This is a genomic window from Bacillus sp. CHD6a (assembly GCF_001293645.1).
Lineage (GTDB): Bacteria > Bacillota > Bacilli > Bacillales > Bacillaceae_I > Sutcliffiella_A.
Genome location: NZ_LBMD01000017.1, coordinates 32,691 through 54,962, shown reverse-complemented (window position 1 = coordinate 54,962; position 22,272 = coordinate 32,691). Strand labels below are relative to the sequence as shown.

23 protein-coding genes and 1 pseudogene are annotated in these 22,272 nt (G+C 41.7%); 5 read left to right on the top strand and 19 right to left on the bottom strand.

The window, feature by feature from the left end; translation table 11 throughout:
- Positions 1–162: 162 nt before the first annotated feature.
- The 13 genes and pseudogenes from AAV98_RS13755 to AAV98_RS13700 all read right to left on the bottom strand — a co-directional run bounded on the left by AAV98_RS13755 (position 163) and on the right by AAV98_RS13700 (position 14,160).
- Positions 163–804, bottom strand: coding sequence for a hypothetical protein (locus AAV98_RS13755; RefSeq protein WP_060666132.1), 642 nt, complete (start codon positions 802–804; stop codon positions 163–165).
- A gap of 130 nt (positions 805–934) precedes the next feature.
- On the bottom strand, positions 935–1,963 hold the full coding sequence (locus AAV98_RS13750; protein WP_082380897.1) for a LysM peptidoglycan-binding domain-containing protein: 1,029 nt from the start codon (positions 1,961–1,963) through the stop codon (positions 935–937).
- A 378-nt stretch (positions 1,964–2,341) separates the two neighbouring features.
- Entirely contained in the window at positions 2,342–3,640 is a 1,299-nt protein-coding gene (locus tag AAV98_RS13745; protein WP_060666130.1) for a DUF4179 domain-containing protein, read from the bottom strand.
- The gene (locus AAV98_RS13740; protein ID WP_060666129.1) at positions 3,627–4,157 is read right to left on the bottom strand and encodes a sigma-70 family RNA polymerase sigma factor; all 531 of its coding nucleotides are present in this window, start codon (positions 4,155–4,157) and stop codon (positions 3,627–3,629) included. Before AAV98_RS13740 ends, AAV98_RS13745 begins: the two co-directional genes overlap by 14 nt.
- A 387-nt stretch (positions 4,158–4,544) precedes the next feature.
- Entirely contained in the window at positions 4,545–5,375 is an 831-nt protein-coding gene (locus AAV98_RS20945; RefSeq protein WP_442853684.1) for a methyl-accepting chemotaxis protein, read from the bottom strand.
- A gap of 111 nt (positions 5,376–5,486) precedes the next feature.
- Positions 5,487–6,392, bottom strand: a pseudogene (locus AAV98_RS20940) (cache domain-containing protein); the annotation flags it as partial.
- A gap of 236 nt (positions 6,393–6,628) precedes the next feature.
- Complete coding sequence (locus AAV98_RS13730) at positions 6,629–7,732, bottom strand: ABC transporter permease (RefSeq protein WP_060666127.1); 1,104 nt, start codon at positions 7,730–7,732, stop codon at positions 6,629–6,631.
- On the bottom strand, positions 7,733–8,995 hold the full coding sequence (locus tag AAV98_RS13725; protein ID WP_060666126.1) for an ABC transporter permease: 1,263 nt from the start codon (positions 8,993–8,995) through the stop codon (positions 7,733–7,735).
- Positions 8,996–9,007: 12 nt separating this feature from the next.
- Positions 9,008–9,940, bottom strand: a complete 933-nt coding sequence (locus tag AAV98_RS13720; RefSeq protein ID WP_060666125.1) for an ABC transporter ATP-binding protein — start codon at positions 9,938–9,940, stop codon at positions 9,008–9,010.
- Between the two features lie 210 nt (positions 9,941–10,150).
- The gene (locus AAV98_RS13715) at positions 10,151–11,431 is read right to left on the bottom strand and encodes a DUF58 domain-containing protein (RefSeq protein WP_060666124.1); all 1,281 of its coding nucleotides are present in this window, start codon (positions 11,429–11,431) and stop codon (positions 10,151–10,153) included.
- A gap of 207 nt (positions 11,432–11,638) precedes the next feature.
- Positions 11,639–12,277 carry a response regulator transcription factor gene (locus tag AAV98_RS13710; protein WP_060666123.1) on the bottom strand — a complete coding sequence of 213 codons (639 nt, stop codon included), beginning with the start codon at positions 12,275–12,277 and terminating at the stop codon, positions 11,639–11,641.
- A complete protein-coding gene (locus tag AAV98_RS13705) occupies positions 12,278–13,411 on the bottom strand; it encodes a sensor histidine kinase (RefSeq protein WP_060666122.1) in 1,134 nt (377 codons plus the stop codon). It abuts the gene before it with no gap.
- Between the two features lie 71 nt (positions 13,412–13,482).
- Entirely contained in the window at positions 13,483–14,160 is a 678-nt protein-coding gene (locus AAV98_RS13700; protein ID WP_060666121.1) for an AlkZ-related protein, read from the bottom strand.
- Between the two features lie 209 nt (positions 14,161–14,369).
- Here AAV98_RS13700 and AAV98_RS13695 point away from each other — a divergent pair, with 209 nt between their 5' ends.
- From AAV98_RS13695 to AAV98_RS13685, 3 genes are read left to right on the top strand one after another with little or no spacing between them, the layout of a single operon-like run.
- The gene (locus tag AAV98_RS13695) at positions 14,370–14,702 is read left to right on the top strand and encodes a PadR family transcriptional regulator (protein ID WP_060666120.1); all 333 of its coding nucleotides are present in this window, start codon (positions 14,370–14,372) and stop codon (positions 14,700–14,702) included.
- Positions 14,699–15,379, top strand: a complete 681-nt coding sequence (locus AAV98_RS13690; protein ID WP_060666119.1) for a DUF1129 family protein — start codon at positions 14,699–14,701, stop codon at positions 15,377–15,379. Before AAV98_RS13695 ends, AAV98_RS13690 begins: the two co-directional genes overlap by 4 nt.
- An 18-nt stretch (positions 15,380–15,397) precedes the next feature.
- Positions 15,398–16,162 carry an HAAS domain-containing protein gene (locus tag AAV98_RS13685; protein ID WP_060666118.1) on the top strand — a complete coding sequence of 255 codons (765 nt, stop codon included), beginning with the start codon at positions 15,398–15,400 and terminating at the stop codon, positions 16,160–16,162.
- Positions 16,163–16,203: 41 nt separating this feature from the next.
- Here the strand turns inward: AAV98_RS13685 and AAV98_RS13680 are convergent, their stop codons facing one another.
- The 5 genes from AAV98_RS13680 to AAV98_RS13660 all read right to left on the bottom strand — a co-directional run bounded on the left by AAV98_RS13680 (position 16,204) and on the right by AAV98_RS13660 (position 19,257).
- Positions 16,204–16,653: an SRPBCC family protein gene (locus tag AAV98_RS13680; protein ID WP_060666117.1), complete on the bottom strand. Its 450-nt coding sequence runs from the start codon at positions 16,651–16,653 to the stop codon at positions 16,204–16,206.
- Positions 16,650–16,994, bottom strand: a complete 345-nt coding sequence (locus AAV98_RS13675; RefSeq protein WP_060666116.1) for a MerR family transcriptional regulator — start codon at positions 16,992–16,994, stop codon at positions 16,650–16,652. Before AAV98_RS13675 ends, AAV98_RS13680 begins: the two co-directional genes overlap by 4 nt.
- A 639-nt stretch (positions 16,995–17,633) precedes the next feature.
- On the bottom strand, positions 17,634–18,044 hold the full coding sequence (locus AAV98_RS13670; RefSeq protein WP_060666115.1) for a hypothetical protein: 411 nt from the start codon (positions 18,042–18,044) through the stop codon (positions 17,634–17,636).
- A 54-nt stretch (positions 18,045–18,098) separates the two neighbouring features.
- Positions 18,099–18,734 (bottom strand): hypothetical protein, encoded by a 636-nt coding sequence (locus tag AAV98_RS13665; protein ID WP_060666114.1) that lies wholly within the window; start codon positions 18,732–18,734, stop codon positions 18,099–18,101.
- Complete coding sequence (locus AAV98_RS13660) at positions 18,724–19,257, bottom strand: RNA polymerase sigma factor (RefSeq protein WP_060666113.1); 534 nt, start codon at positions 19,255–19,257, stop codon at positions 18,724–18,726. Before AAV98_RS13660 ends, AAV98_RS13665 begins: the two co-directional genes overlap by 11 nt.
- A 222-nt stretch (positions 19,258–19,479) precedes the next feature.
- Here AAV98_RS13660 and AAV98_RS20295 point away from each other — a divergent pair, with 222 nt between their 5' ends.
- Positions 19,480–19,620 (top strand): hypothetical protein, encoded by a 141-nt coding sequence (locus AAV98_RS20295; RefSeq protein WP_156317776.1) that lies wholly within the window; start codon positions 19,480–19,482, stop codon positions 19,618–19,620.
- Position 19,621: 1 nt separating this feature from the next.
- Here the strand turns inward: AAV98_RS20295 and AAV98_RS13655 are convergent, their stop codons facing one another.
- The gene (locus AAV98_RS13655) at positions 19,622–20,788 is read right to left on the bottom strand and encodes an FtsW/RodA/SpoVE family cell cycle protein (RefSeq protein ID WP_082380896.1); all 1,167 of its coding nucleotides are present in this window, start codon (positions 20,786–20,788) and stop codon (positions 19,622–19,624) included.
- Positions 20,789–20,993: 205 nt separating this feature from the next.
- Here AAV98_RS13655 and AAV98_RS13650 point away from each other — a divergent pair, with 205 nt between their 5' ends.
- A complete protein-coding gene (locus AAV98_RS13650; RefSeq protein WP_060666112.1) occupies positions 20,994–22,223 on the top strand; it encodes a hemolysin family protein in 1,230 nt (409 codons plus the stop codon).
- The last annotated feature ends 49 nt before the right edge of the window (positions 22,224–22,272 follow it).

The following is a 22,272-nucleotide window of genomic DNA, read 5'->3' as shown; positions in this document are numbered from 1 at the left end:
AGGAGGGTGGGTTGGTATGACGAGTAGTTTTCTGGTTAAACAAAGGTTTGATTAAAAGCGTTTGGGCCAGTCATACCAACGGGTTGGGAATTTAAACAAACGTTTGATGGATGTTTTGTTTCTATTGGTAGCTAGAGAATTCTTTTTTAAACAAACGTTTGACTAAAGAATACGCTTCTTTCCTGCGGCTTCCAATATGACGGTTAAGTGACTATCAGACCCTGAAAAAAGTTGCTCCTTTTCTAGTTTTAGCTCTCGCTTCAAGATAATTGGATTTTCATTATCATCTGGGACGGTTACATCAAATGGTCCTACATGGTTCATATACTGAGGCCCTTTTGAAAACTCTTCTTCATAGAAAGTGAGTTTGAGTGACACATCCTCATTACTATGATTTTGAAGATATAATTCACATTGAACTGTCATGGTTGTTTCATTTTTGGCTTCATAGGAGCATGTACTTTTTTCCTTGTCATAGGAAATCGCATCTAGTCCGGTGGCAAAGGTGGTTTGATATGCTTCTGCAATCACTAACGGACCAAACATAAAGAGGAGAACTGTCATTATGACGGCGCGTGCGCGGTATTTTTTCAATGCTATCGCCAAGAAGACTAATCCCATTAGAAAAATAGAAACGGTTATCACTCCGACATACACGGTTCCTTCCACTGTTCTCGTCGGAATTGATAGGACAGAAGTCCACTCTGGTCCATAAGGGGAATTTAGCTTAAATGGAAAAGACATGATCATTGCGATGACAATCATTGATACAGAAACATATAGGGCTGGCTTACTCTTTAACATCTTAGGTATTACCCGCTTTCTTTTGCGTTCTTAGGTAAATATTTCTATATAAAAAGCTAAATACCTTTGTTTTATTTTCCTCTGCACCATAAGAAAAGGACCACCTTAAGTGATCCTTCCCTCCTAACTACTAATAACCAAACTCCTCATTAGCAAACACAAGATCTACTAAGACCGGACTGATTCCCTTTTTGTAAATGATAGTCAGTTCCGCTCCTGAGATAATGTCATAATTTGGAGCCGTCCCGTAGGCAACCCTCAGGACAACTGGCTCTTTTTCCCCTTCTATTAGGAATTCCACTGAATTACGATCTACCACTCCCGTTATGACCGCATTGGCTTTGAACATGCCGTCCGCTTCAATTTTCAATTCCTGCCCTATCAGGACATAATCTGAAGCCATGTGGTTATCTTTCTTCATTTTATGTACGGGCATATTAAACTTCTTGGCGATGCCCCACAATGTTTCCCCTGGTGCTACTGTGTAAAATGCCTTTGTGACTTTTTCCAGAGACTTTTCCATCACATCATGATTAGTTGGAGGAATGATTAACTGTTGCCCTATGCGAATGGTATCTGTTGTAAGGTTATTCTCCTTTTGGATGGAACCAACCGTTACATGGAATTTTTCACTAATAGAGAAAAGAGTATCCCCAGCCATTACGTCATAATAAGTCGCTTTAGTTCCAACCTTCAGCACCTGTCCCACTTTGATCAGGTCCGTTTTTAGGTTATTTACATGTTTAAGTTCCGTGACGGAAAGACCATATTTCTTCGCTATTGAAAATAATGTATCTCCAGCTGACACTACATGGGTTGGTTTCTTGTTTTCTCCCACTTCTATAGAACCAGATTCACTCAGTTGTAATATTTGGCCTACTTTTATGATGTCAGACTTTAGACCATTCAACTCTTTTAATTCCTTAATGGAGATCCCATACTTTTGAGCTAGTGAAAATAACGTATCTCCAGATTTCACTTGGTGTACCGCTTCATTCGCCAGCACTTCCCCTCTAGCATTTACTGTGATAAACGCACTAACCGCAAGCGTTCCAGCTAGGACATAACTAACAATTTTCTTATCTCTTTTCCCTTTATTGATCCTTTTCTGTGTCTCAATTCTCTCTTTACGAGACCTAATATTCTGACTTCCCACCATAATCCCCCTTGTTTTATACCAATATATTCTTCTACTAGAAGTATTTTGTCGAAATCACAGAGATATTTCGTAAAGCAGTCACAGATTGTTAGGGTGGAGGTAAAAGAAAGGAAAATAGTAATAATTATTGTATTTTAGTGGGTTTTTGTTGAGTAATTTTACTCAAATAACTGTAGTTTGGATTGTTTATTGATGGCGGCTTTTGTCACGGAGATGAATTTGCGAGGATATCCATTCTAACGGACGATTTATCCATTGTAAAACGGATATATCAACTGTAAATTCAATATATCCATTGTAAAATTGTTTTATCCATTGTAAAACGGATATATCCATTATTGAAGCAAAAAAGCGGCTGAATCGGCAGCCGCTTTTTTACTATTCTATCTCAATGGCCAGATCTTCAAAGAAATATTCCACTGGTTGGTAGACAATATTTAAGCCTTCCTTCTTACCATCCACCTCAAAGTACAGTTCCACGTACTTCCCTTTTTCTCTATAAAATACACTCTTATACCTGGTATAATCCTTATCTTCCAATTGGACATTTTGGCCAATTAGTTCAGTAGGAATCCTCCCCTTTTCTACCTTCAGTACCAGTCTATTTTCTTTGTTCGTCATACTAACAAGCTGTATGGTTCCATTTTGCGAAGGTAAGACCGCCCCTTGTTTTAAAGGCTGGGTCACTGCCTTATTGTAATCTATTACATACGGAACTACCTTAAAGGAATCCACCTTGCGCAACGGAGCAAACTCAGAAAACGATCTGTAGGACTTACCTTTTTGCATTCGTTCAGCAAATTCCCAGTTACCACTCTTCCTGAAATAGCTTTTTGATATAAAAGAACCATCTGATTGTTCTCCCACTACTATTAAATCGAACGACATATTATCAGTTATCGTATTGCTAATCTCATCACGTAAATGAATGTTTGTTGTTAATTCGAGCTTAGAAGGCGTTTCTTCTAAAAGGGAAACTCTGAATCTGCTACCCTCATGCTCTTTTTCAATTCCAAGACCTTTTACCAACAATCCAGGCTCCTTGTCCAAATCAAATTGGAAGTGCCAATTCCATTCCGCTTTTGTTTTATCATATTCTCTAAATTCAACATCCAATTCGAACGTTCCGGTTTCAGCAAGTTCCTCTGCTTCGAAAACGAACACACTTTTGTGGGCCTGGTCTGCACCAATAGTCCAACTTCCTGCAGATCCAACAAGATTTTTTCCATTAAAAGACAGATCCAAAGACACCGCTCCTTCTTTCGATTTCTCAGATTCAACCTCGTACCCCACTACCACACGGCCTTCATCAAAATATGCCTCTTCTATCTTCAGTGTCATTCCATTGTATTCCTCTTCCAAGCCTAGTGCGGTTGTTTTTCCTTCTTGGGCAACTAATTTAATACCATGATCTCCGTGTTGAAATAGTATACTCTCTTCATAACCTGAACCAGATGTATTTTCCTGCGCATTCCAAAATGACTGTGCAAGCACGGCAATAATCCCGACCACCAACACCGCTGCAAAATTTACCTTCAGCAATTGCAGTCTATTGAACTTCTTTCGTTCTCTTTTCTGTCCAATCTCCAACGCTTTCTGCACCCTTGCCTGAAGCTCTTTCGTAGGTACATAGATTTCCTCAAACTCGGATTTGATTTCCTGACTAAGCCTCTCCATATTTCTCTCCCCCTTCTTCGAGTTCCTCTTTCACCTGGGCCAACGTCCGGTGTAGCTGTGACTTGATGGTCCCTTCTGGCTTTTCTAAGATCTGCGCCATTTCTTTGATTGAGTACCCATAGGTGAACTTCATCATCAGCAAGCTTCGTTGTTCCGGTTTCAGCCTTTCCAGCACTTCGGCAAGGTCTAATTTATGTATGGACAGGTGTGTTTCTTTGACCGACTGTTCATGCTTTTCTATATCAAGGAAGGTGATCTTTTTCTTTCTTCGTAATTCATTGATAGCGGTGTTAATCAAGATTCGGGTCATCCATGTGGAAAAATATTGCGATTTCTCAAGCTTCGGGAACGCTTTATATGCGTTGATAGTGGCCTCTTGCACCACATCCAAAGCATCTTGTTCGTTTTTCACATAGGCATAGGCTATTTTATATAGCTTTTCCTGCTCGTTCTTAATTAGTGACTCAAATGTCGGGCCACTTGTAGACGGTTTGAACCATGATTTTAATCTTTTCACTATGCTGTGACCTCCTTTCCTTTATTAGACAAGCGACTTTTGGAAAACGTTCCATGTAAAATAGGAGAATTTAAAAAAGTGGGGCATATGGTGCGCAAAATGATTTAAAAAGACGCTGGGAAAACGAAGATTCCCTCCTAACCAGGTAGATATCAATAAATTTAAGCATTTATCAAGAAAAATTGAATGATATCAAGAAAACTCACCCACATATCAATAAATTTCGAGATATATCAAGAAATCTAGCAATATATCAACAAAAACCCACCAGCAAGCATGCATGGCCACCCTAACAACCCAGCTTCTAAACCTGCGGCGCATGCTCTGCAACACAACTAAAAAACCCCGGCCATCTAATCATCCACCTGGCCGGGGTCTAACAAAATTCTACAACTTAAATTTCTTTATCAGCTCACTCAAGTTCTCACTCATGGCAAGCAGTTCCTCGGCTGAATAAGCAATACTGCTAATTGCCTTCACTTGCTCGTCTGTGGATGCCGCAATTTCTTCCGTACCCGCAGCAGACTGCTCGGCAATGGCAGAGATGCTTTGAACAGAAGCGAGCACTTCTTCTTTTGACTCATTCATGGCATTCATGTTGGTCATAATGTTTTCAATGAATCCAATAATAGAGCGGATATTGGTCGCGATTTCTCCGAATGATTCGCCGGTTTCCGTTACAGCAAGGCTTTGTTCGCTAGAGATATTGTTCGTTCTCTCCATCTCTTCCAAAATCACCTTGGACTCTTCTTGAATGCTGGAAATGGTCTCTTTAATGTGCTGGGTCGAGTCTGCTGTTTGTTCGGCAAGCTTTCTTACTTCCGTTGCCACCACCGCAAACCCACGGCCGTGTTCACCGGCGCGTGCCGCTTCAATGCTTGCATTTAACGCCAACAGGTTTGTTTGATTAGAAATCTCATTGATGGTAAGCGTGATTTCTTCAATACTTTTAATCTTTTCTGTAAACTGGGACATCAATCCATTAAGGCGTGTCACAATTTCCGTTGATTCATTTGTGTGGTTCTGAAGTACTTCGAGCTTTCGCACACCCGTCTCGTTAGCGGAAATGATTTGTCCAGAAAGTGCTTCAAGGTCATCTTGCTTGGATAAGACATCCTCGATATTATCCGCCAGGTTCTGAGTACGGGCGCTTGTTCCCTCTAGATCGGTTGCCTGCTGGACTGCACCTTTTGAAAGCTCCTCAATTGCACGGTTCATCTCTTCGCTTGTTGCAGAAACTTCTTCCGTCACAGCGCTCATGTCTTCCACAGACGCCTTCACTTTTTGAGAAGAATCCGCCACCGTTCCAATCATCTCGCGCATGTTAACAAGCATGGTGTGGAAGGACGCAGCCAACACGCCAATTTCATCTTTAGACTTTACTTCAATATCACCTGTCAGATCTCCATCTGCAACTTTTGTAACCTCTGCATTTAATCGTAGGATAGGCTGGGTGATATATCGTGCTAATAGAATGGTAGATATAGTTGCCAACACTAGAGCAAGCAATCCCACAATAAGGATGGTTTTTAGAATGCTATTAGCCAATTGAAGCATGTTTTTCTCTAGGAAGACACCTCCAATTTTCCAACCCGTTTCATCAATGGTACTAAAAGCTAGTACTCGTTTATCTCCTTCGAATGTATACCGTTGAACGCCTTGCGCTTCCTCTTTGTAAATATTATCAATAAACGGAAGGTCCATATCCAATAGATTTTCCCCGGTTAAGGTAGGATGAACTAATGCAACACCATTATTGTCCAAAAGAATGCTGTATCCCCCATTTCCAAGTTGTTTTTTGGCAACCAGCTCTTCCAGGGCAGAAACATTAATATCTGTGGCCAGCACCCCCTGCACAATTCCATCTCCTTTTACAGCTTTTGCTAAGGTGATGACTGGTTCCCCTGTACTCGTATCCTCATAGACATCTGTATAGATAACCTCACCCGGGCTCTGCATAGCCTTTATATACCATGTTCGTGTTGTCGGATCGAAATCTGAGGGAAGTTCCGAGTCAGGTGAAGAATAGAATTTTTTGTCCTGCGTTGCTAAGTAAATAAACTGCATGTCAGGAAAATTTCCTAATATCTGATCGAAACCTTGTAACATGGTCGCTTCATTTTCCGCGGACCTTTCAATTATAAAGTTATCCACTAATGAGGTGCTCCCAAAGGAATTAAGTACTTTGGAATAGTTATCTAAGTAGATATGAATAGTCTCTTCCAAATCTTCCATTGCAACTTCTGCGTTTTGCACGACGTCATGATCAATTTTTTGCTTTGCTTGACTATATGTGATGACGCCTACACTGGCAATGATTAAAAATATTAGTAGTAAAAATGACATAACCAGTTTGCCTCGTAATGATGTAAACATGTATTTAACTCCTTTGTTTTAACAGATAATCATTTTATCGTCATACAATGTTAAATGTTAAGAAACAAAGGAGAAGTCAGTATTTTTCGAAAAATTCACACCGTTGCTTTCCGCTCCATCAGGTTTAATCCAATTCCCATAAAGAGGACACCCATGCAAAATAATACGGAAGCAGGAAGCAAGAATTGAGATAAAGACCAATCCAAGATCGTTGCACCTTTTAGCATCTCCATCCCGTATGTTATCGGAATCAGTTTAGACAAGGTGAGCAAAACCTCAGACTGAACGATTTCAAGTGGCCAGTAGGCGCCCCCGATCATGGCCATACTCACTGAAATTAAGGGAATGACGGCATCTAATTGCCTCGGATTGGTAGCAATTGCGCTAATCAGTATTCCAAGGGACACAATTGCAAACAAAAATGGGATGATCACTAAGAGTATCATGGGGTATCCTCCTTTGAGTTCCACTCCCAATACGAAGTGGAAAAAGGAGAAAACTAAGGCCAACTGCGCGTACCCAAGTATAAAGCTGAAGCTAACATGCCCCAAGTACAGTTGTACTTTCGTTAAGGGAGACAAGATCATCCTGTTCCACATTCCGTTTCTCTTTTGCTCCAAAATAGTACTTACCGTGAAGGTAACAGTAAAGATGACAAAGAAAAGTGAGAATCCGAACAAAGCCTGCAGAGAGGCATCATAGATGAATTCACTCTCTTTAAATGATTTTTCGGAAACTGTAAACAAACCGCGGCTTTCATTTATTTTTCCCCTCAATTCATCCTTTGGCACATCCAGTCTCTGAGCTGCGTCGGAAAGTGTCTGCTCTGACTGCAACACGTTGGTAACATGAGCCTCTATTAAGGAGGTGTTGGGAGTGGTGGCATTAAGATAAAGTTTGTAGCTATCCTGCTCTAATTGCAGTGCCATGTCGATGGTGCCTTTTTCAAGTTTAGCCATTATGGCGGATTCTTTTTCTGAAACAAAGATGGTATTCTCCGCTTTGACATTCAGCGCCTGAATCAGTTCTACTTGTTCCGCCTCAGAAAGGGTGGTTGAAAATACAGGGAGCTCTACCGGTTCGGTATGATTCACCTGTCCAAGTGCTAGTGCAAAAACAAATGTTAAAACTATCATGCCAATAACAGCAAATGGCTGTCTTCTCAAATGTTGAAAATGGTTAATTAAGATCGCCCTCATTTAAATCAACCTCCTTTTAGGAAAAATAGGAATGGCTATTAGGAGGAGGGCAATGCTCACCACTACAAGACGGAAAAGGTTACTAGTCACTTGCGACAACTCTCCACCACTTAATATTTTCAAATAACCTTGCAACGCGGCACCATTCGGTGTGTAGGATGCAATCGTAAGCATGGTGTCGGACACCTCATTCCAAGGAACAAAACTTCCGCCCAAGAATGCAAACACACTGACCAGAAATCCTGAAAACATCGTGGATACCCGTTGTGTTTCAAAACGGTAATTCAAGGCGGTGATCAGCACTGCCATCGAGCCTACCACAAAGCTGAAGAACAGTGTAATGGTGAGGAAAGCAAGAATATCCGACCAGATCACCTGGTAAATTATTGCCGCCAACCCGTATAACGCACACAATTGAAGAAAGCATATCAATACGGCGGAAAACCACTTGCTAGACGCGTACATCCAGGGATTTGTATTGGTGAGCAGGATTCGATCATACACAAAAGTGGCTTTTTCGGAATAAGCATAGCCAGCGACAAAGGACACGACATATAAAGCAAACATCGTACTCATTCCAACTGCAAAATAACCAAAAGAATTCACCGGCACCTTGCCGTCCACTGTTACAGTTTCACTTGTGACCTGGGCTATTGATTTAAAATCCGGTGGAGCTTGGTTTGATTGCTGTGCCTCTTGCGTCAACACCGTTTGCAGCCGCATCTGATTTGTAAAATCTTCGACCACATCTGAGATGACACTAGCTTCCAATCCCTTGTCTTCGTTTAGGTAGAGCTGTAGATCTTTGGTTGTTTCCTGTTTAAAGAATTGTCCTTTCCATGTTTCAAGGCGAAGACCTTCTGGAAATTGCAAGACCCCAGCATATTCGTCATTATTCAAAGTCGTATCCAGGTCTGTTTCTTCTTTTACTTTTAGCAAATCTTGAAGCTCCTCTTTCATTACAGTATCTACTAGTAATTCGGGCAACGAGGTCTGTTCGGCTGCTTCTAAAATCTGCGTTCTGGCTTCCTCAGGAATGTTTTCTGACAGCATCCATTCATTAAACTTTTCTAAATCTGTTTGAAGATCTCCTTGGTCTAGCACCGCTACTTGCGCATTAAGGGTGATTTCTTCACTAGAGTTGCTTCCTAAAGCAAAACCAAGGATTGTAATTAATACAAAAGGCATCGCAAGCAATATCAGGACTTCTTTTTTATCTCGTAGCAAATGAAGGAGGTCTTTTTTAATAAATGCACTTAACATATTGGCGCCCCCCTAATCTCGAAGCTTGCGACCTGTCAGATGCAAAAAGACATCCTCAAGGGTCGGCGCTTTAATTTGTATTCCTTTTAGCGGACTGTCTGTTTGTTTGGCTGCATCAAAGACATCTTCTAAAAGGTTGATTTTCTTTGGAGCCAATAGGATGATTTTCTTATCCAAGGTGGTTACGGATGATATGGCGGGGATGGACTCCAACTTTTCAATGAATGCCGGATGGACCTTTTCCACTTCGACCTCAATGGTATGTTCCGAGGAAAGGATATTCTTCACTTCATCTTTTGTCCCAGAGGCTATCACTTCCCCGCGGTCCATGATATAGAGCCTCTGACAAAGAAACTCCACTTCCTCCATGTAATGACTTGTATAGAGTACGGTAATTCCTTTTTCTTCGTTTAGCTTTTTTACTGTTTCAAGGATGTAATTCCTAGATTGTGGATCGATACCGACAGTCGGTTCATCCATAATGAGGATTTCGGGCCGGTGGAGTAAGGCAACCGCAATATTAAGACGGCGCTTCATCCCTCCGGAAAATTGCTTTACCGATTCTTTTTGGCGTTGTTCGAGACCAACTAACGTAAGAACTTCTTCAATACGCTGCTTTATCTCACTTTTGGGCAGTTTGTATATCTTTCCGAAAAAGCTCATATTTTCATAGGCTGTTAGTTCCGGAAATACGGCGATCTCTTGCGGTACGACACCGAGAATTTCTCTGAGGTGTTGCGGTTGTTCTTTGACACTTTCCCCCTTCAGGAGTACGTCCCCGCTTGTGGGCTGCACAAGGGAGGAAAGCATAGAGATAGTAGTGGATTTTCCGGCCCCGTTAGGCCCAAGCAGCCCCACTGTCTCCCCTTTCTCCAGATATAAATTTACGCCTTTAACGGCTTGCGTGTTTTTGAATATTTTTGTTAGTTGAATGGCTTCTAGCATGTTTTCGCGGCCCCCTTTGTTACTTCTACTATACTATCGTCTTGGGGCAAATTAACCTGAAGAAGGTCATTAGTTTGCGGGAGGCAGGGGTGACTTTAGTCATTTTTTGTGGCGGACGGATTTCTATTAGACAGAACGGATGGACTCTCTTGGCCTTCGGGCGTTTAGACAAGTCTAGACGACAAAAAAGCCCGAATAAATTTTCGAGCTTTAAGCATGCTTCATAAAAATTCCCTGTTGCTTCATGCCTTCCCGCAGTTTCATCAGCTTCACACCATCGCCCATAGACTCCAAAGCAAATCCCTCCGTAGAAGCAGGTAAATTCCACGTCTCTATCACCACTTGCTCCGCACATGCAATTACATAAGGATGCCTTACTGCATGCTGGTGTAGAATTTGTCCAAACGTCATGGATGGAATCATTACGTTCTCCACCTTGATCCGGGCTAAAAGCATCATTCCAGCGTACAGTTGTTGCTTGCCCTCCCCTGAATTCATCACAATATACGATGGAATCCCGAGTTTCTTAATATTCACCAGTATCGAGAAGGAAATGTTGTGCTTCGTCGCATAGTGTAGGAGAAATGCTATGCCACGCATTTTGTCCTCAAAGTTGCTGGTACTGATATCGATGACAAAAAGCCACGATAGTTGGGTAGTCCGATCGTACACTTTGGACTGCAGGCTGTTCATTCTAGCCGTGGCCTTCCAATGAATGTTTCCGAAAGGATCACCAGGTACATAATTCCTTGTACCAAGTACTCTGCTTTTCTCTTCAAACAGGGAACTTCTACTCGGCTGCTCTCCTTGCTTCTTTGGAAAGATTTTTTCAAACCCCGCTACCTTCTCGCTTCTCGGATATACGATGACCTCAAACTCCATTTTGTCTCTTGTCTGAAGGTATACTTTTCCCCATCCAAAGAAAGAATCAATTTCCATATCGAACAGTCGGAGCTGAGCCACGCCTCTTTTCACAGCCGTAAAAGGAAGGATGACCTCCCAGTGACTCCGCCCAACTTGGTGAAAATTAAAATGTAACTGGTTCATATGTATTTGCTCTTCCCCATGTTGAAACAGTATGTTTTTGTCCGTTCCCACTCTAAGCCTTCCGAAAAATATCGGAAGCAAACTGTTGTGAGTGATTCTAAGTCTTAACATCCCCTCATCTTCATTGAACAGCTTTAACTTCTCTTCGAGTATGTGGATCTCAAGCTTTTTGGCCACATGGGTGAGATAGTAAAAGTTCCCCCACATATAAGCCAATATAGAGAAAAAAAGGAAAATTAACGGAGTAGATCCTAAAAAGAAGGATGCAGACAGCAGGAGAAAAAGAACGGTATTCATCATCCGTAGCCCTCTCTCGTTCTCTATTTGTTGCACCCACCCACTCCATTCGTCATTTGAATAGGTTCCGGACTTTTTACCCTTGACTCGTTGCTTTATCCGTTCAAGTCGTGTTTCCATATGCAAATTATATTGGTTTGGATCCATTTACGTCCTCCTTTTATTGGCTCGGGGTGACATTAGGTGTTTTTGCGGGTATTGCTTTCTGTTAGGACTGTAAGAAGTGCTCTATTAGACTGAACGTGTAGGGTTCCTTGCTACGGGCGTAAAGAGCCCTTCTATTTGACCGAACTCTCCATTTTTAATGCTCTTCAGGTCTACATATGGATGATATTGGAAAATTATAACGCACGCCTACACAACCCCATTCCGAATCGCAAAAATCGCAAGCTGCGTCCGGTCCCTCAGCCCAAGCTTCTGCAAAATAACCGTCACATGATTCTTCACCGTGCCAATAGACAGGTGCAAGGTTTCTGCAATCTCCTGATTATTTTTCCCGTCCCCGACTAGCTGTAAAATCGACCTCTCCCTGCTGGTCAATTCAACCATCTCCAGACTAGAGGGTTCCGGAGTCTGGTTAATCAATCTCGGCACCACCTTACCCGCTACAGAAGCATCGAGGGAAATTCCTCCATTCAAGCAGCTCTCGATCGAGGACAAAAGACTCGCAGCATCGGCGTCCTTCAGAAGATAGCCCAATGCCCCAAGCTTTAACGCGTCCATTGCATACTCATCATCTGCAAATGTGGTCAGTATCAATACTTTCGCTTTCGGGTCACGCTGCCTGATTACCTTTGTCGCTTCAATCCCAGTCATGACTGGCATCCTTACGTCCATCAGCACCAAGTCCACCAGATGGTTCTCATATGCCTCCACAGCTTCCCTCCCGTTTGCGACTTCCGCCACAACCCGAAACGAAGGATGCTGTTCAATCATCATCTTTATCCCTTGCCGAACCAACGCCTGGTCCTCCGCTAGCAATATATTAATCACTTAATATGTAACTCCCTTCAAAGGGAAAATTCCCTTCACTGTAAAATAACCCCCGGTGACTTCACGCTCCATCCGACCGTTCAGTCCTTCCATGCGCTTTCGCATATTTTGGAGTCCAAATCCTTCTTCTACGTACCTTGGTACCTCCATTTTATTTTCCACTTTCACCTGAAAGCTGTGTTCTCCGATAATCTCAAGTGTTATGGAAATTTCCTTTGAGCTACCGTGCCTCATTGCATTCGTAATTCCTTCTTGCACAAACCGGTACAAGGCAATATTATGCTCATTACTTAAGGGCTGTGATAGCACTCCCGTCTTAGTCGTCAACTGGACTCTCATTTGACTTTCCGCTTCTAATTTCCTGATCAAATGAATAACAGATGCGATTCCCTGTTCCTCTTCTCCCTGCAAGGCTTTCACTGCTTTTCGCATCCCATCCAAGCTTTCCCGGGCCAGTTGCTTGGACTGCTTCACAATGGAGGCAACCTTCTCTTCCCCTGCTGCCTGCTCCGCTACTGCCAGTTGCATCATCAGCGCCGTAAGCTGGTGCCCAACAGAATCATGAATATCCCTTGCAATCCGGTTCCGCTCTTCCACTCTGGCAACCTCCTCATTTTCGAGGACCTGCCTTTTCAACGCACGATACTCCACCAACAAACTTTTCCACTCTCTATCAAACTTCTCATTATCACGGTAGTACCGATGAATAAGTGCCCCCACCCCAATTAACATGATGAAAAGAAACAGATGATAGAAAAATAAATCAGAAACTGCTAGAGCGCTAAAAGAGGTTGTAACCGGCAAGAGAACAGCTGTTGTCGTGAGAACTGCTTGTTTGGTAGCGGAAGATTGCATTCCATCCAGCAATAAAAAATAAAGCAACAGCCACGGCAACACATCAAACTGTGTCAAGATAATGTGTTGCACCATCACCACCGCTCCACTTGCCAATAGATAGGCCACCCATTTTTCTTTCCAAATCGGCAAAGAAAAATAAAGCGCCAAATACATCCCCGCAGCCAAAAGATAGGCAGCCAACAGCAAGCCTGTTAAGGAATAGTAGATTGGCAGGATGAAGAGAATTGTGCATAGAAAGCAAAGTTTAAGCCATAGTAAACTGATTTTGTTACCCATAAAACATTCCCGCCTTTATTTTATGTGAATTCTTGTTGTTCCATGAATTCTCCTTTTGAACAAACGATTGACTAAAAAATCTTCTTTAACTTTTTCATCGCCGCTACCGATGTAAAGCTTTCAAAATGGTTTATTAGCTTGACTGTTGCTTCTTCCTTGGTCATGCTCGTCTGTTCCAAATGATGTCTGTCACACCAATGCTTCATCGTTTCATAGGATGTACTGCTCCAACCATTCTTCTCGCCATGTTCGTCCTGCTTTTCTTTTGTCCCAGATACCACAATATCCAGATTACCTTGCAACTCCAGTAATGCTTGATCGAAGGCTTTCTTCTTTTCTTTTTCCTTCATTCCCGCTTTGGAACGGAGATCTCTTGTATCAATTCCCTGGTTCTCTGAAATGAGCCCAAAAAGGGATAAAGCAACACGCGATACTTCTCCTTTCTCATATCGCTCCTCCATGGTTTCTTTACTTGCTAGTGCAGCAAGCAGCAGCGGAAGTAAGTCCTTCGAAACGAACACCGCTTTTTTCTTTATGAATTTTCCATAAGCCGCCACCCCATCTGCAGCAAATCGAGTCCTCCAAATCCACGGATCTTGCTCTGTGTCGGAATGCCATGCCTCTTTTGGCGTCATGCCTCCAAGTGAAGGATAACCATCAAATAACGGCGCCAGCGGAAGCAATCCCACTTCTTTAATTACAGCAACAGCTTCTTCATATGTATGGATAGTGCTAGTTTGTATGTTCATTGTCATCACTCCTTATGTTTTAAAATTCTACATCAGTTACAGAGAGTCCTTTAAAATTTTCCCAATAATACCTTGCATTACAAGATAGCTGCACATATAATGAGAGTATCATGTAATACAAGATAGCAGCGACACTCTGGATTAGTACCTTGTTATACAAGATACCGACCGTTATATTACCTTTTACTACAACCAAAGTAGGTGAACACATGGCAGCAAGAAGCCAGCTATTAAAAGGAATCCTCGATGCCTGCGTCATGGCCATCGTGGAGGAGAACGCAGTATATGGGTACGAACTGTCCCAGCAACTGCAAAAAGTCGGGTTACCCGACATCAGCGAAGGTACCATCTATACGGTTCTGCTCCGCCTTCAAAAAAATGGATTCATCATAGGGGAAATGCGTCCTTCTGCATCCGGTCCAAACAGAAAGTATTATTTTCTAACCGAAGCCGGAAAAGAAGAGCTTGAACGGATCTCAAGTGAGTGGATGCTGATTGCAGGTCCTGTAAGTCAATTATTGCAAAGAGGGGAAAACAGATGAGAGATACGAAAAGATTGATTGAAGAGAATAATGAAAAACGAAAGCTGTTGAATGATGAAAATTTGGGGTTATATGAGGATTTTCTTTTATATATCCGTACGGATTTAAGAGTAGCGGAATATGAAAGCGAGGAATTATTGATGGACCTCCTCGACCATATGTTAGAAGCGCAACATGAGGGGCGATCTGGAACGGAACTGCTAGGGTCAGATCCTAAAGCTTATGCAGATGAACTGATTGAAGGGCTGCCTAAAGATAAAAAAAGAGATGTTTTTCCTTTCATCAGTACCCAGGTCAGTAATTCCTTAGGGTGGTTCGCTCTCGTACTTTCTATTGTTCACTTGATACTTCCTTTATTTACGGAGATAAAAGCACCTTCTCCTATAGGAAATTTAATAGTATTAGCTTTAGCTGTACTAGGTGTTTCCGCTCTAGGAGTGAAAGTAATCTTCACCTTAGTTCGTTCTAGTCTTTTCAGTGAAAAGAAAGCAGCAAAACGCGCCTATCTAAAAGCCGGTCTTTTTGGTGGTGGCTCCTTCGCGTTGATATTATTGTTCTCCTGGCTTTTGCCTGATTTCGGCCCAACCATTTTGATCGAATGGTGGATTTACCTTATCATCGCGCTTATTCTACTTGCCACAGGAAAATTGATTCAACGCGCATACAAAACCCATTAACAGAAAGGAGCTATTCTTATGAACCAATTACCATTATCTAAAAAAAGCCAAACATTCATAGAAAATCTCCGTGTCTACCTTTTTTCCTGTGGTAAAAAGACGACTGAAATTGATGAGATAACCGATGAGTTAGAGGTGCACTTATACGAAGCGGAAAAAGATAATAAAAGTGTGGAGCATATTATCGGAACCTCTCCTAAAGAATACATGGAACAGATCTCTGGTGAAATGTCCTTTGATGTACGAGGCTGGGCTAAATATGTTCCCATCTTTATACTTGGAGCATTTTCTGGAATTGTCTTAAAGGACATCATTTTTGGTGGGTTCCGATACTTCTTGGTGGAGCTGATTGGTTATCCGCTAGTTTGCATTATTTTGCTTCTTGCTTACATGTGGACATTCCGACATATTTCCAGTAATAACTTGAACAAGGCTAAAGAATTCTTTTTCTTGTACTTAGTCAGCTTTTTATCCATTGCACTGTTTGCAGGATTGATGTTTCTGCCTAATTATATAGAGTCGCCGATAATATTGCTCGGCTATTATGGAAATCTAATTGTCGCGAGTATGGCCATCTCGTTTCTAATTGGAATTTCTATTTGGAGTAAGACGATTGTATCCATTGTTCTGCCGGTCTTCTATATCGTTCCCGAATACTTAATCGGTTTTACAGACTTATCGGAAGGCAACCAGTTGTGGATTTCAAGCCTGGTCATGTATGCATTAATTGGGGGGTATTTATTCTTTGAGCTAAAGAGAGCATCCCCCACCTCTGCAAAATAAAACCAGGGAGCTGCGCATTTTATTTTGCGTCAGCTCCCTTTCTATTTCAGCGCTTCCGTTTCCACGCGGTCCATGTACTCCTGCACAACTTTGTTGTTGCTCTTCTCGCTGCCAAGCTTCAACATCGCCCGCCCTACAAAGTTGACACCTTTATTGTGTCCGGCATAAATAAAGCGTGTATGTGTCTCATCTACCTTTTCCAGCGTAAAAGACAAATTGATCTCAAATGCTTTACCGAGTACAAACGCTATTTGTTTATGTTTCCTATCAGGCTTGTCCTCATAAGCCAGGGTCTCCACGATATAGGTTTCTACCCTTTTGCCCTCACGGTACTTTTGTTGGTGTTTCGCGCCGACCTCGGTTTCTGTCTTTTCTATTAGGGTGTGCTCCTCGACTTTCGGCATGGTTTTTTTGATGTTTTTATCAAAGAACAGCTCCCATACTTTTTCGATATTGGCAGGTATCACCCGTTCATCTTGCCATTGAATCATTGTTCTTCCTCCATTCCTGACGCCAAAAAGGCATCGATTTCTTCTGTTTTTTGTTGCAGCTCTTCTATTTGAAGTTTGATAGCCTCTTTCTTTTGAATGAGTAAGTCCTCAAGGTGTGCAAATGATTCATCTTCCATTACCAAAATCATCTCTTGGATGGTGAACCCAAAGCTTCTAAGTTTCATCAAAAGCACTGCAAGAAAATAACTGCCATCATCATAATATCGGTAGTTATTTTTCGGATCGATATAGGCGGGCTCCATCAGCTTTACTTCTGCATAATAGCGCAAAGTCTCCTTGCTGAGCCCAGTCATCTCGGAAAATTCACTGACTTTATACATTTCTTGCCCTCCTTTGTTCAGTTTAAACTGTGTGGTGCACCACATGGTCAATAAGGAATTTTGTTTTGCTTGTGTTTAGAGCAATTTTGAGCTAGATACAGGCAGAGTAACACGTTTCGATGCAGCTTTGAAATCTTTCGGATATTCTCTTATTTTACAATGATATCCTAAAGTCCAGCTCATTTATCATTGATTTTGGTCAGATTAAAAGTGGGTTTAGGTAATTGGGGTTGGAGTGGGGGGAATCATTTCAAGTGGCTAGTAAAATCACGATGATTTTTGTGAAAATAGCCCAAAAATCACACGTTATGATACGTCTAAAGAGCGTTCGGTCATTTCTTCCCTCGGTTCGGACAAATTCTTCCTTCATTCTTAAGGGGTTCGGTCAATTAAGGGTATCTGTTCGATCAACTTTTCAACACCTTTGGACAACCCAAAAATTCATTCGGTCAAAATAACGAAATCTTCGGTCACTTTTGCCAAAACTTCGGTCAACTTCGAAAAATCTTCGGTCAAAATCAGAAAATCTTCGGACATTTGGTCCTCCCCGCCAATTCAAACCTAAAACCTAGTTTCCAAAAACCCACTTTATAAAAAACACCTAAGTGCAGCAACTACCGCATCCTTAGGTGTTCATCATTACTCCTGACCTACCAACTCCACCAAGGTATATTCCTCAGTATCTAAATCATATTCAAATGAAATCGTATACTCTTTTCCTTCCTCAAACTGGCCACAGAATGCCTCTGCATCCTCTTCGCTCGCCGCTTCATAATGATAAGTTAGCCCATTATAATCCGTCTCCGTAACCGAACAACGATAAGCACCGTTCTCAGCTTCTGTCACTGCCACACTCTCCACCGTAATTTGATCCTCACCAGATGCTGAAGGGAAATACGTATACATGACAAACGTCGTAATTAGAAATAACGTACCAACCACAAGTGAGATGCGACCTTTTTTCTTTTCTGATCTGACAAGTGTCGTGAACACACCGAATCCAATAAGCCCAAAACTAATGGCAAATAAAACTAATCCAAATATATACATCCTTGTCCCCCCGATTCTATTCTCTACTTCCCATTATATATCAGACAACCCGTATCATTCATACTTTTTCATGGAATTGATGAGTTCTTCAATTTCAGCTTGCGTGAGTGGATCATGCATGTTCATCACTTGAAATGTTACACCATCTTGCATCCAAAATATCGCCTGAAGGTCCGACCTAGACTGTTTAACGGAGTAATCAATTCTATCACCGTTGAAAGTTTCAAAACTTTTTCGATAATCGATTGAATCGAAATTAAACCCATCTTGCATGTCAAAATAGATATTAATAGAAATCAACTCATTATCTGCTTCCTTTCCAACATATTTTAGTTCCACACTTCTAGTAAAACTCAACGGAACTTCTGTAGCAAAAACCTTTTCAGGCTCAAAAGGCAAGACGGTAAAGTAGTAGGCTGGTTCTCCCATTTCATGAAACACAGTAAGTGTTTCCCTCATCTCGGCGGATAAGTCATCCTCGTTACCTCCGGGGAGGAAATTTTGTACCCCTACAAACAGTATCATCGCAATAAAGGCAGAAACAGCTACAGAGGGTATCCATAACCTCACTCTTTTCTTCTCTCTATTCATTCCTCTCAATTCAACTTCCACTCGCTCGCACGTCGCTTCATCCATTAGCAAATCAGGTCGATTCTTCAAGGGTTCCAACCATTCTGTATTATTTTTCATAGAAGATCACCCCTTCCGTATCATAACCGATGGAATGTTTCATTTTTTGGAGTGCCCGGTGGTAGGTTACTCTTACCTTAGATTCCGTCCATCCGAGTATCTCTGAGGTTTCCCTTACTGAGAAATCCTTTAAAGCACGTAATATGACGACCTGCCGATAATCCTTTTTTAACCTACTTAAAGCCAGTTGCAACACTTCCCAATCTGCCCCTTTATCAGCCAATTCTGATGGAGACACCCCTCCACCTGACTGTTCCCGCCGCCACTTCTCAGGCAACAACCGTTGAAACTTTCTTTTCCTATTAAAATCAATTGTCGTGTTCCTGGCAATTGAAATAATCCACGTTCTCGTACTGGACTTCCCCTGAAAACTACCTATACTATGTAACGCCTTCATAAATGTTTCCTGTGTGAGGTCTTTTGCCTCTTCTATGTTATTGGTAAAATAAAGGCAATATTGGTACACATCCTGGTGATATGGCTGATACACATCACGGATAAAAGCCTCCCTGCTCTCCCCCAAATGGACTCCCCCTTGAACATCTTTATCTAATAGTCGTTTGAGTTGTTGTTTTGTTACAGATTAATTTTATCATTCAAAAAACTGGACAAAAAAAGCCCGACCTATCTATATCCAATAAACTTTTTCTCATTGGTTAATTGCTCTTGTTAGCCCTTAAGTGAATGTGATTTACTAGTTGATTGAAGTGGAAGGCGCGCAGACGCCCGCGGGAGGAAGGGACAGGTGAGACCCCGCAACGCAGTGAGGAGGCTCATGGACCGCCCGCAGGCAAGCGAAGCGCCTGGAACGGAAATCAACGGATTTTTATATGCTTTTACTTATAAAAAAACCCTTACCACTCCAAGCAGTAAGGGTCACGCATAAATCATTCAAAAAAATACTTCCGAGTCCTCATCTGCACATTCAATACAATCCCGACTGCGATCATATACGTCAGAAGCGAACTCCCTCCGTAGCTGAAAAACGGGAGCGGAATTCCTGTAATAGGAAGCAGACCTATCGTCATGCCAATGTTCTGAAATACTTGGAAAGTCAGCATGCCGATAACTCCTGCGCAAAGGTAAGTACCGTATGTATCATGGCACTCCATGGCGATGAAGGTGATTTTATAGATTAAGAAAAAGAATAATGAGATGACAACCGTCGCGCCCATGAAGCCGAACTGGCTGGCGATGGCTGCAAAGATAAAGTCTGTGTGTGCTTCAGGCAGATAGACATTCATCTGGCCGTATCCTGAACCTGTGTATTCCCCGGACCCGATGGCAAGCAGGGACCTTACCAGTTGGAAACCTTGTACGTCCTGATATTCATAGGGATTCAACCAGCCGTAGAAACGGTCTAATTGATATTCAGGGATTAGGTACGTATGGAAAAACGTTGGATGTGCAATGAAAATATATAAAAATAATGCAATGAAACCAAGCGCTGCGCCGACTAGCGATAGGATGATGCTCCATTTGATTCCCGAAACAAGGATCATGGCTGCAATGATGGCACAATATACAAGGGTTGTTCCCATATCTGGCTGTTTTGCTACAAGGAATAATGGAATACTGGAAGCCGCGATTATTTTCCCAAGTAAAAGATAACTGTCGCGCAATGTGGCTATCTCATACTGTGCACGATGGTCGGCAATAATTTTACTTAGGACTAATATGATGGATATTTTCATTAATTCGGATGGTTGGATATTGCCAAGCCCCGGCAGTGTGTACCAACTTGTCGCCCCTTTAATGGTGCTGACAAGGGAAGACGGGACGTTAAACTCCAGTCCTAGTAACAGCACTACTCCTATGCCGTATGTAATCCAAGCCAGATTTCGCAAGTAGTCAAAATGTATTAATAGCGATACGCCGATCCCAATTGCTCCGACTACAAACCACATTAATTGCTTTTGCATAAAGTTTATGTTCTGTAACACTGGTGGTAATGTGGGTTCTACGCTCTTCAAGGCAAAAAGACTTGCTACTACCATAATCCCCATAAGAAAAATCAGCGTGGTATCTAACTGAGGTTTATAGTCTTTTTCCACTGTTTTCTCTCCTATCTCTACTTAAACTTTTTCTTTTTAGATTGTTTATATTATTATTTAAATTATGGATATGTTTAATAATAGAATAACCTATAAAGCATATTAGAGAAAAACATAAAGGTCAATCCATAAAATTATGGATAATGCATGCGGAAGTATAAAAAGGGGAAATTAGAACTAATTGATTTTAGGAGGAATACATACTTTGTTTATTGCGATTGCTTTTTTCTTGTTTATGTCCTTTTTCTTGTCAGGTAGCGAAACGGCACTGACAGCTGTTAACAGAATGAAAATTCAAATTCGAGCAGAGAACGGTGATGTCGCTGCTCAGAAACTGCTGAAATTGATTGAGCGCCCTGATCAGTTTATTACAGCTATTCTTATAGGGAATAACATAGCCAATATCATGCTGCCAACACTTGTAACCCTAATTGCCATTGATTACGGCTGGAACGTTGGAATTGCGACAGCCGTTCTGACTGTAGTGCTGATTATTTGCGCTGAGGTGGTACCAAAATCCATTGCCGCTACTTTCGCAAATAAAGTGGCTTTCATTGTAGCACCTGTCATTTCTATTCTTCTTTATGTGTTAAAGCCTCTTATTTTTTTACTTTCCATCCTGACTAATTTTATCATCCGTCTTCTATCAAGAGGAATGGTCCAAGAAGCGACCCTTTCTAAAGAAGAGCTTAAAACGATGGTAGATATCGGCCGGACGGAGGGTACATTTTACGAGGAAGAATCACAGCATATCATCGGTGCCATTGATTTTTACACGAAAGATGTGCGTGATGCATTGAAGACTCCGAGGATTGAAATTCACGGATTACCTTGTGATGTAACGTTTGAAGACGCAAGAAACTTTGTGATGGAAAGCAGTTATACCCGTTATCCAGTTTATAAAGAAAATATGGATAATATCGTTGGGGTATTTCATGCGAAATTTTTATTGAATTGGTCTTTAAATCCCGACTTAGAAATAAAGGATCTCATGGACACAAGCCCATTGTTTGTAGCTGAATCCACTTCTATTGAGAAAGTATTTAAGATGATGCTTAAAGAGAAGAAACATATGGCGATTGTTATTGATGAATACGGAGGAACGACAGGAATTATCAGCCACGAGGATATCATTGAAGCGATGATCGGACAGGAGATTGAGGATGAAACGGATGAATCTGGGGAGATTCTTATTGAAGAATTAACGGACATGCAAATCATCTGTCATGGAAAAATTGCCATCAGACGGTTTAATGAAGTGTTCAAAACAAAAGTCCCAGAAGAAGAGGACACGATAGCAGGGTTTCTTTTCAAAGAGCTTGGCCATATTCCGACTGAGGGCGAATCGCTTGAATATCATCACCTTCATTTCAATATAATGAAGATGGAGGACAATGTTATTAAGCAAGTGAAAGTAAAGAAAAAAGCGAATTAAAACAGGAAAAGGTGCCGCATTCCAATCACGGAAGTGCGGCACCTTTTTA

Coding starts and splice junctions, on each gene's coding strand:
- AAV98_RS13695 (WP_060666120.1), top strand. CDS start 14,370: ATGGCAGCAAGAAGCCAGCTATTAAAAGGAATCCTCGATGCCTGCGTC.
- AAV98_RS13680 (WP_060666117.1), bottom strand. CDS start 16,653: ATGATTCAATGGCAAGATGAACGGGTGATACCTGCCAATATCGAAAAA.
- AAV98_RS13675 (WP_060666116.1), bottom strand. CDS start 16,994: ATGTATAAAGTCAGTGAATTTTCCGAGATGACTGGGCTCAGCAAGGAG.
- AAV98_RS13665 (WP_060666114.1), bottom strand. CDS start 18,734: ATGAAAAATAATACAGAATGGTTGGAACCCTTGAAGAATCGACCTGAT.
- AAV98_RS13725 (WP_060666126.1), bottom strand. CDS start 8,995: ATGTTAAGTGCATTTATTAAAAAAGACCTCCTTCATTTGCTACGAGAT.
- AAV98_RS13705 (WP_060666122.1), bottom strand. CDS start 13,411: ATGGGTAACAAAATCAGTTTACTATGGCTTAAACTTTGCTTTCTATGC.
- AAV98_RS13670 (WP_060666115.1), bottom strand. CDS start 18,044: ATGTATATATTTGGATTAGTTTTATTTGCCATTAGTTTTGGGCTTATT.
- AAV98_RS13745 (WP_060666130.1), bottom strand. CDS start 3,640: ATGGAGAGGCTTAGTCAGGAAATCAAATCCGAGTTTGAGGAAATCTAT.
- AAV98_RS13720 (WP_060666125.1), bottom strand. CDS start 9,940: ATGCTAGAAGCCATTCAACTAACAAAAATATTCAAAAACACGCAAGCC.
- AAV98_RS13690 (WP_060666119.1), top strand. CDS start 14,699: ATGAGAGATACGAAAAGATTGATTGAAGAGAATAATGAAAAACGAAAG.
- AAV98_RS13730 (WP_060666127.1), bottom strand. CDS start 7,732: ATGAGGGCGATCTTAATTAACCATTTTCAACATTTGAGAAGACAGCCA.
- AAV98_RS13685 (WP_060666118.1), top strand. CDS start 15,398: ATGAACCAATTACCATTATCTAAAAAAAGCCAAACATTCATAGAAAAT.
- AAV98_RS13715 (WP_060666124.1), bottom strand. CDS start 11,431: ATGGATCCAAACCAATATAATTTGCATATGGAAACACGACTTGAACGG.
- AAV98_RS20945 (WP_442853684.1), bottom strand. CDS start 5,375: ATGAACCGTGCAATTGAGGAGCTTTCAAAAGGTGCAGTCCAGCAGGCA.
- AAV98_RS13750 (WP_082380897.1), bottom strand. CDS start 1,963: ATGGTGGGAAGTCAGAATATTAGGTCTCGTAAAGAGAGAATTGAGACA.
- AAV98_RS13700 (WP_060666121.1), bottom strand. CDS start 14,160: ATGAACATACAAACTAGCACTATCCATACATATGAAGAAGCTGTTGCT.
- AAV98_RS13755 (WP_060666132.1), bottom strand. CDS start 804: ATGTTAAAGAGTAAGCCAGCCCTATATGTTTCTGTATCAATGATTGTC.